An 8,116-nucleotide genomic window follows, 5' to 3' on the forward strand; every position below is an offset into this window, starting at 1 on the left:
ATTGAACACATGCTGCCCATCGGGGCTTACGGAACATGGCCGTCGCCGATCGACGCCGCGCTCGCGGCCTCCCGAGACGGCCGCCCGGAGTACGTCGGCACCGTCGGCGACGAGGTGTGGTGGACGGAGCCGCGCCCTGCCGAGGCGGGCCGCCGCGCCCTGATCCGCCGCCGGGCGGACGGGAGCACCGACTGCGTGCTGCCCGCCCCGTGGAACGTACGGAGCCGGGTCATCGAGTACGGCGGAGTGCCCTGGGCCGGGACCGGGCGCGCCGAGGGCGGTCCGCTGGTCGTCTTCGTCCACTTCGCCGACCAGCGGCTCTACGCCTACGCCCCGGACGGGCCCGACGAACCCTGGCCGCTCACCCCGGTCTCGGCCGTCGGCGGCGGGCTGCGCTGGGCCGACCCGCAGCTCCACCCCGACCGGGGCGAAGTGTGGTGCGTCCTGGAGGAGTTCACCGGCGAGGGCCCCACCGAGCTGCGCCGGGTGATCGCCGCCGTGCCGCTGGACGGCTCGGCCGCCGACGACCGCTCGGCGGTACGCGAACTCACCGACGACAGCCGCCGGTTCGTCACCGGGCCGAAGCTCTCGCCCGACGGCCGGCGGGCGGCCTGGATCGCCTGGGACCACCCCCGGATGCCGTGGGACGGCACCGAGGTGATGCTCGCCGATGTCGCCGAGGACGGCACCTTCCAGCACACCTGGTCCTTCGGCGGCGGCCCCGAGGAGTCGGTGCCGCAGATCGAGTGGGGCACCGACGGGCAGCTCCTTTTCGCCAGTGACCGCAGCGGCTGGTGGAACCTGTACCGCGCCGATCCGCACCGGGGCGCGGTCGCACTCTGCCCCCGCGAGCAGGAGTTCGCCGGACCGCTCTGGAAGATCGGCCTCAGCTGGTTCCGGCCGCTGGACAACGGCCTGATCGCCGCGATCCACGGAAAGGGCTCCACCACGCTGGGCATCCTCGACCCGCAGTCCGGCGAACTGGTAGATGTCGCCGGGCCCTGGACCGAGTGGGCCGAGACGCTCGCGGTGCACGGCAGCCGGGTCATCGGTGTCGCGGCGAGCCCGTACAGCGCGTACGAGGTGGTGGAGCTGGACACCGCGACCGGCCGCACACGCGTCATCGGGGCAGCGCACAAGGACGCCGTCGACCCCGCGTACTACCCCCGGCCCGAGGAACGCACCTTCACCGGGCCCGACGGACGCGAGATCCACGCCCACATCCACCCGCCGCGCAGCCCCGACCGGTCCGGCCCCGAGGACGAACGGCCGCCCTACGTGGTCTGGGCGCACGGCGGCCCGACCGGCCATGCCGCGCTCGTGCTCGACCTGGAGATCGCCTACTTCACCTCACGCGGCATCGGCGTCGCCGAGGTGAACTACGGCGGCTCCACCGGCTACGGCCGGACGTACCGCAACCGGCTGCGCGAGCAGTGGGGCGTCGTCGACGTCGAGGACTGCGCGGCCGTCGCCGCGGCGCTGGCCGACGAGGGCACCGCCGACCGGCGGCGACTGGCCATCCGGGGCGGCAGCGCCGGCGGCTGGACCACCGCGGCCTCGCTGACCGGTACCGACGTCTACGCCTGCGGGACGATCATCTACCCCATCCTGGACCTGACCGGCTGGGGCACCGACGAGACCCACGACTTCGAGTCGCAGTACCTGGAGTCCCTCGTCGGCCCGCTCGCCGAAGTCCCCGACCGCTACCGCGAACGCTCACCGGTCCGCCGCACCGACCGGCTGACCACGCCCTTCCTCCTGCTCCAGGGGCTCGACGACCCGATCTGCCCGCCCGTGCAGTGCGAAAGGTTCCTGTCCGCGCTCGACGGACGAGGCATCCCGCACGCCTATCTCACCTTCGAGGGGGAGGGGCACGGGTTCCGACGCGCGGACACCATGATCCGGGCACTGGAGGCCGAACTCTCCCTGTACGCACAGACCTTCGGGATCGACCGCACCGACGTACCGCGGCAGGAGCTGAAGAAGTGACCCTCGCACCGCTGACCCGCCCGGCCCGGCTGCGCCCGGGAGCCAGGATCGCCGTCGTGTCACCGAGCGGTCCGGTGCCCGCCGACCGGCTGGACGCGGGCCTGGACGTACTGCGCGGCTGGGGCCTGGAGCCCGTCGAGGCACCGCACGCACGCGAGATCCACCCCGAGCTGGACTATCTCGCCGGCACGGACGAGGCGCGGGCCAGGGACCTCCAGGAGGCCTGGTGCGATCCGGCCGTGGACGCGGTGATCTGCGCCCGCGGCGGATACGGCGTGCACCGGATGGTCGACCTGGTCGACTGGGCGGCGATGCGCGCGGCGGGGCCCAAGGTGTTCATCGGCTACAGCGACATCACCGTGCTCCACGAGGCGTTCGCGCTGCGCATGGGGCTCGCCACCCTGCACGGCCCGATGGCAGGTACCGAGACCTTCCTCAAGGACCCGGACACCCAGGAGTCCCTGCGGGCCACCCTGTTCGAGCCCGAGTCGGTACGGACCCTAGGCCTGCCCACCGCGCGGGTGCTGGTCCCCGGCAGGGCCCGCGGTATCACCTACGGCGGCTGTGTGAGCCTGCTCGCCGCCGACATCGGCACCCCGCACGCCCGGACGTCCGCCCGGGGCGGGCTTCTGGTGATCGAGGACACCACCGAGGACCCGTACAACATCGACCGCATCCTCACCCAACTGCTGAGAGCCGGGGCGCTCGACGGGATTGCCGGTGTGGCCTGCGGTTCCTGGGCGGGCTGCGGCCCGTACGAGGAGGTCCGGGCGGTCCTCGCCGACCGGCTCGGCCCACTGGGTGTGCCCGTCGTCGAGGAGCTGGGCTTCGGGCACGGGCCGACGGCGCTCACGATTCCGCTCGGCGTGCCCGCCGTGCTGGACGCCCCGGCCGGAGGCGGCCCCGCCACGCTCACCGTCGAGGTGCCCGCACTGAGCTGAACGGCGGTGGAGCGGCGTCCGGCACCCGCGCCGGGGAGACCAGCCGGTTCACCAGGGTCTTGCTGCGGTACGAAGCCGGCCACCGGCTCGAATTCGTGATCGCGGGGAGCGACAGCGCGCACTTCGGCAACCGGGGGATCAAACCGGTCACCGTGGTCAGCGCCCCGGAGGACACCGGGGTGCTGGAGCTTCCGGTGGCCGGCGGCCGGCGGAAGTGACGCGGACGGGCCGGGGGAAAGCCCTTAGGGTTGCCGGATGCCTGACAGCGACTATCTGGCCGAAGGGCGGCGTACGGCGATCCGCCCCTTCACGCAGGCCGATGCCGAGGAGTTCACCACCCGGGTGCGGGAGAGCCGGGACCTGCACCGCCCCTGGCTCTTCCCGCCCGACGACCTCCGCACGTACGCCGCCTACGCGGGCCGGCTGATCGAGGACCCCACGAGGGAGGGCTTCCTCGTCTGCGAACGCGGCGGGGGGAGCGGACCCGCCGGCTCGATCGCGGGGTTCATCAACATCAACAACATCGTCGCCGGAGCCTTTCGCTGCGGTGCGCTCGGATACGGCGCCTTCGCCCACGCGGCAGGACGCGGCCTGATGGGCGAAGGCCTCGGCCTCGTCGTGCGATACGCCTTCGGGCCGCTCGGCCTGCACCGCCTCGAAGCCAACATCCAGCCCGGCAACGAGGGTTCGCTCGCCCTCGTCCGCCGGTCCGGATTCCGTCTCGAAGGCTTCTCGCCCGACTTCCTCTTCATCGACGGGGCCTGGCGCGACCACGAGCGGTGGGCCATCACCGCCGAAATGACCGGCAGCCCCGGGGCCTGACCTAGTGCCGGTCGCGGCACCAGGCGGCCCCGCCCACCGCCGTGGACACCACGGCGCCGGCCTCGGGCCCGGCCTGCACGACCGCGGTTCCGTCCGGCGCCCAGATGCCGGAGCCGCCCGATGTCCGGTCGTACGTTCCGCTGGGACCCGCCGAGGTGGCCAGCACCGCCCACACGCCATGGGTGCGCGCGACCTGGCTCATGTGCCCGTCGCGGCGGGCGGCCTGCTCAGGTCCGGGGCCGTAGAGGGTGCTCGCCACATAGGCGTCGATGCCCAGCGCCGCGGTGTCGGCGGCGTGCTGGGGAACCGCGGCGTCGTAGCAGACCGCAAGCCCCAGCCGATGCCCGTCGACCACCAGGACGTGCGGCTTCTCTCCGGGGGTGAACCGGTCGGACTCCGTGCCGTGCAGCCACATCTTGGCGTACACGCAGCGCGCGCCCCGGCCCGTGACGGCCAGGGTGGCGAGATGCTCGCGCCCGTCGGCGGCGCGCACCGGAGCCCCCGCCAGGGCCGTCGCCCCCGCCTCGCGGCAGGCCGCGACGAGCGGGCGCAGCCGGGAGTCGTCGGGGGACACGGCCTCGGCGGCGAGGTCGTAGCCGGTGAGCGAGAGCTCCGGGAAGACGACCAGCCGGGCCCCCGAACGCCGCACCGTCTCCGCGTGGGCCGCGGCGTTGGCGGCGACGTCGCGGGGGACGCAGGCGGGCTGGGCGACGGCGACGGTGAGCGGTACGGGGACGGGCATGGGCACGGGCACTCCGGATCAGCCGGTCGGCCGGGCACTCGGGGGTGGGCTGCCCCAAGAGACCGCAGGCCGGCGACGCGAACAGGGTAGCGGCCAGCCTATCGGGCGCCCCCGGGCCGGCTGCCGCCCGCACCGGTCCACTCCACCGGCCGACCTCGGGTTGGGCAAGTCTTTGCCGATGGCCGATTCGGGATGCCCGCCGGGCCCAGGAGCCGTTTCCCGCAAGGGTTCCGGAGCGCGGCGCCGCGTACAGGAAGCGGAAAGCCGCGGCCGAAAGCAGCAGGGGCGTGCCCCCGCCGAGGTATCCGCCGTGTTGACCGTACGCAATCCCAGGCAGACTCTCGTCATATAGCTGCTAGATACAACTGGTTCTGCCGGGCTTCGTCTTCGGCACGCCGTCCAGGAGTGCGGGCGGTACCGTGCCCACGAGGCTCTCCCGGGCGGACCGGATCGGGAGGACGCACATGTGTGGCATCACCGGCTGGGTCTCCTTCGACCGTGATCTGCGGGCGGCCGAGGAGGCCGCGGCACTGGACGCGATGACGGAGACCATGTCCTGCCGGGGCCCCGACGACCGGGGGACCTGGACCGCCGCTCATGCCTCGCTCGGACACCGGCGGCTCGCGATCATCGACCTGCCCGGCGGGCGCCAGCCCATGACCGTCGAGACCCCCGAGGGAGCGGTCGCCCTCGTCTACTCGGGTGAGGCGTACAACTTCACCGAACTCCGTGACGAACTGACCGCCCGCGGGCACCGGTTCACCACCGACTCGGACACCGAGGTGGTGCTGCGCGGCTACCTGGAGTGGGGCGAGGCCCTCGCCGAGCGGCTCAACGGCATGTACGCCTTCGCGATCTGGGACGGCCGCCACGACCGGCTCGTCATGTTCCGCGACCGGATGGGCGTCAAGCCCTTCTACTACTGGCCGACCTCCGACGGTGTGCTCTTCGGCTCGGAGCCCAAGGCCGTCCTCGCCAATCCGCTGGCCCGCCCGCGGGTGACCCCCGACGGGCTGCGGGAGCTCTTCACCATGGTCAAGACCCCGGGCCACGCCGTGTGGGACGGCATGTACGAGGTGGAGCCGGGCACGGTCGTCACCGTGGACCGCGGCGGCCTGCGTCGGCACGTCTACTGGCGGCTGGAGACCCGCCCGCACACCGACGACCGGGACACCACGATCGCCACCGTACGGTCGCTGCTCGACGACATCGTGCGCCGTCAGCTGGTCTCCGACGTACCCCGCTGCGTCCTGCTCTCCGGCGGACTCGACTCCTCGGCCGTCACCTCGCTCGCCGCCCGGCAGCTCGCCGAGAGCGGCGAGAAGGTCCGCACCTTCGCCGTCGACTTCGTGGGACGCACCGAGAACTTCGTCGCCGACGAGCTGCGCACCACCCCCGACACCCCGTTCGTGCACGACGTGGCCCAGCGGGCCGGCACCCTCCACCGGGACATCGTGCTCGACCCGGACACCCTCGCCGACCCGGAGGTACGGGCCCGGATGATCCGGGCCCGGGACATCCCCATGGGCCTCGGCGACATGGACGCCTCGCTCTATCTGCTCTTCCGGGCCATCCGCGAACACTCGACCGTCGCGCTGTCCGGCGAATCCGCCGACGAGGTCTTCGGCGGCTACCTCCAGTTCTTCGACGAGCGGGCCCGCAACGCCGACACCTTTCCCTGGCTGGTGCGGTTCGCCGAGGACTTCGGCGAGGACTCGGACATGCTCCGCGACGACCTCCGCCGCGACCTCGACCTGGGCGCATACATCCGCGACAGCTACGGGGCCGCCGTCTCCGGCATCGAACGGCTCCCCGGCGAGAGCGACTTCGAGTACCGCATGCGCAGGATCTGCCATCTCCACCTGACCCGGTTCGTGCGCGTCCTGCTCGACCGCAAGGACCGCGCGAGCATGGCGGTCGGCCTGGAGGTCCGGGTGCCGTTCTGCGACCACCGGCTCGTCGAGTACGTCTACAACACGCCCTGGTCCCTGAAGTCCTTCGACGGCAGGGAGAAGAGCCTGCTGCGCGAGGCCACCGCGGACGTACTGCCCCGCTCGGTCTACGACAGGACGAAGAGTCCCTATCCGTCGACCCAGGACCCCAAGTACGCCGTCGCCCTCCAGGAGCACGCCCGCGAACTGCTCGCCCGCCCGGACCACCGCGTCTTCGAGCTGATCGACCGCGACCTCCTCAGCAGGGCCGCCGCCCACGGCGCGCCCCGGGTCACCACGGCGTCCCGCCGCGGCCTGGAGCGCACCCTGGACCTCGCCATGTGGCTGGACCTGTACGAGCCCGAACTCGTCCTCGGCTGAGCGGGCCGCCACCGGACCCTCGGGCGACGGTCAGTCCGATTCGGACAGCACCCCCTCGTGGGCGAGCCCCTGGGCGAAGGAGTGCAGTCCGCGTGCCAGGCCCGTCGCGGGCGTCCAGCCGGGGGGCCGCAGGGCGCCGGCCGGGGTGTGCCACCCGGGCTCGGCGTCCGGTACCGCCCGCACCGGTACGGGCCGAACGGCGCCCTGCACGGCCTGCGCCGGCTCGGCGGCCGTGCACGGTTTCTCGTCCGCCGCACGACTTCCACCCAGTGAACGGCAGGCGTTCGCGCCGTGTGACGCTCCGTTCCGGCCAGGCTGTTTCCGTCACGTCGAGAGGTGCTCACCGCGTCACACCCGCTACGCCGCCCCCGAGCCGCGCCGGCCCTTGTAATTGATCTTCATCGTGTCCATGTCCGTCACCGTGGACCGCAGTGCGCCATGGCCGTAGCCCTGCTCGTTCAGATAGGTCTCCGCGCGGTCCTCGGCGATCGCACCCGCCATCTCCTCGCCGTCGTCGGCGTCGGAGACGACCACGTACCGGAAGCTGAAGTGCTTGAGCACACGGTCGTATGCGAGCGAGCCCTCCTCGGTGAACTCCATCGCGCTCAGACCGTGTCCGTCCACCTCGGACAGCAGTCGCGCGCGGGCGCTCTCCGTCAGGCCGTCCCAGGTGCCGCGCACGATCACTCGGTAGGTGTGCTGCGTGCTCATCGTGTTCCGCTCCGCGTTCCGTTCGTGCGTGCCGCATCGGCCGCCGTTCCTGCACTGTCGGGGGCCAAGGTTACGGAGGCACGGGCGGGGCGCATGCGAATTTCTGCCGCGCCCCCGTGGCCTTTGCCGAAGTCTGATGGTGATGCCCCTGGCCAGGGGTGTTGTCCAGCGTGTTCCATGGTCATCGGGGGCGCCCGGACCTGCGGCGGCCCGTGCGAGGGAGCGAGGTTGCCTTGGCCACGACCGTACGACGTGCCGTACTGACTCTGCCCGCCGCGCCGCTGGGCCCGGAGAATCCGCTGCCCGCGCTGCGGCCGCTCGACGAGATGCATGTGCTCGGCGAACGCGACCGGGCCGCGCTGCCACGTGACATGGCACGCCAGATCGGCTATCGCCCCCTGACCACCGTGCTGCCGGTGCGCGTCCTCGACGGCTACGGGCGCGAGCGCACCCCCACCGGACTCGACACGATCGTCATCGAGAACGACCGGCTGCGGGCCACCGTCCTGCCCGGACTCGGCGGCCGCATCCACTCCCTGCACCACAAGCCGACCGGCCGGGAACTCCTCTACCGCAACCCCGTTCTGCAGCCCGCCGAC

General features: G+C 72.6%; 9 protein-coding genes. 6 read left to right on the forward strand and 3 right to left on the reverse strand.

Translation table 11 applies throughout. From position 1 onward, the window contains the following. Positions 1-9 precede the first annotated feature (9 nt). From IE107_RS00275 to IE107_RS00290, 4 genes are read left to right on the forward strand one after another with little or no spacing between them, the layout of a single operon-like run. On the forward strand, positions 10-1,989 hold the full coding sequence (locus IE107_RS00275; protein WP_189539700.1) for a S9 family peptidase: 1,980 nt from the start codon (positions 10-12) through the stop codon (positions 1,987-1,989). Next, positions 1,986-2,930, forward strand: coding sequence for a S66 peptidase family protein (locus IE107_RS00280; RefSeq protein ID WP_189539702.1), 945 nt, complete (start codon positions 1,986-1,988; stop codon positions 2,928-2,930). The genes IE107_RS00275 and IE107_RS00280 overlap by 4 nt, the downstream gene beginning before the upstream one ends. A gap of 59 nt (positions 2,931-2,989) precedes the next feature. After that, the gene (locus IE107_RS00285; protein ID WP_189540600.1) at positions 2,990-3,148 is read left to right on the forward strand and encodes a hypothetical protein; all 159 of its coding nucleotides are present in this window, start codon (positions 2,990-2,992) and stop codon (positions 3,146-3,148) included. A gap of 37 nt (positions 3,149-3,185) precedes the next feature. Then, positions 3,186-3,752, forward strand: a complete 567-nt coding sequence (locus tag IE107_RS00290) for a GNAT family N-acetyltransferase (RefSeq protein ID WP_189539705.1) — start codon at positions 3,186-3,188, stop codon at positions 3,750-3,752. Position 3,753: 1 nt separating this feature from the next. Here the strand turns inward: IE107_RS00290 and IE107_RS00295 are convergent, their stop codons facing one another. Beyond that, entirely contained in the window at positions 3,754-4,494 is a 741-nt protein-coding gene (locus IE107_RS00295; protein ID WP_189540543.1) for a carbon-nitrogen hydrolase family protein, read from the reverse strand. Positions 4,495-4,958: 464 nt separating this feature from the next. On the opposite strand from IE107_RS00295, the gene asnB reads away from it, so the two are divergent. After that, positions 4,959-6,806 carry an asparagine synthase (glutamine-hydrolyzing) gene (gene asnB / locus IE107_RS00300; RefSeq protein WP_189539707.1) on the forward strand — a complete coding sequence of 616 codons (1,848 nt, stop codon included), beginning with the start codon at positions 4,959-4,961 and terminating at the stop codon, positions 6,804-6,806. Between the two features lie 30 nt (positions 6,807-6,836). On the opposite strand, the gene IE107_RS00305 is transcribed toward asnB, so the two are convergent. Together IE107_RS00305 and IE107_RS00310 are read right to left on the reverse strand one after the other, a co-directional pair. Next, a complete protein-coding gene (locus tag IE107_RS00305) occupies positions 6,837-7,016 on the reverse strand; it encodes a hypothetical protein (RefSeq protein ID WP_189539709.1) in 180 nt (59 codons plus the stop codon). A 147-nt stretch (positions 7,017-7,163) separates the two neighbouring features. Then, entirely contained in the window at positions 7,164-7,517 is a 354-nt protein-coding gene (locus IE107_RS00310; RefSeq protein WP_189539711.1) for a DUF6204 family protein, read from the reverse strand. 233 nt (positions 7,518-7,750) lie between these two features. Here IE107_RS00310 and IE107_RS34645 point away from each other — a divergent pair. Next, on the forward strand, positions 7,751-8,116 hold a 366-nt coding region (locus IE107_RS34645; RefSeq protein ID WP_229866625.1), incomplete at its 3' end, for a DUF5107 domain-containing protein.

It is taken from the genome of Streptomyces gelaticus, assembly GCF_014649535.1.
Lineage (GTDB): Bacteria > Actinomycetota > Actinomycetes > Streptomycetales > Streptomycetaceae > Streptomyces > Streptomyces gelaticus.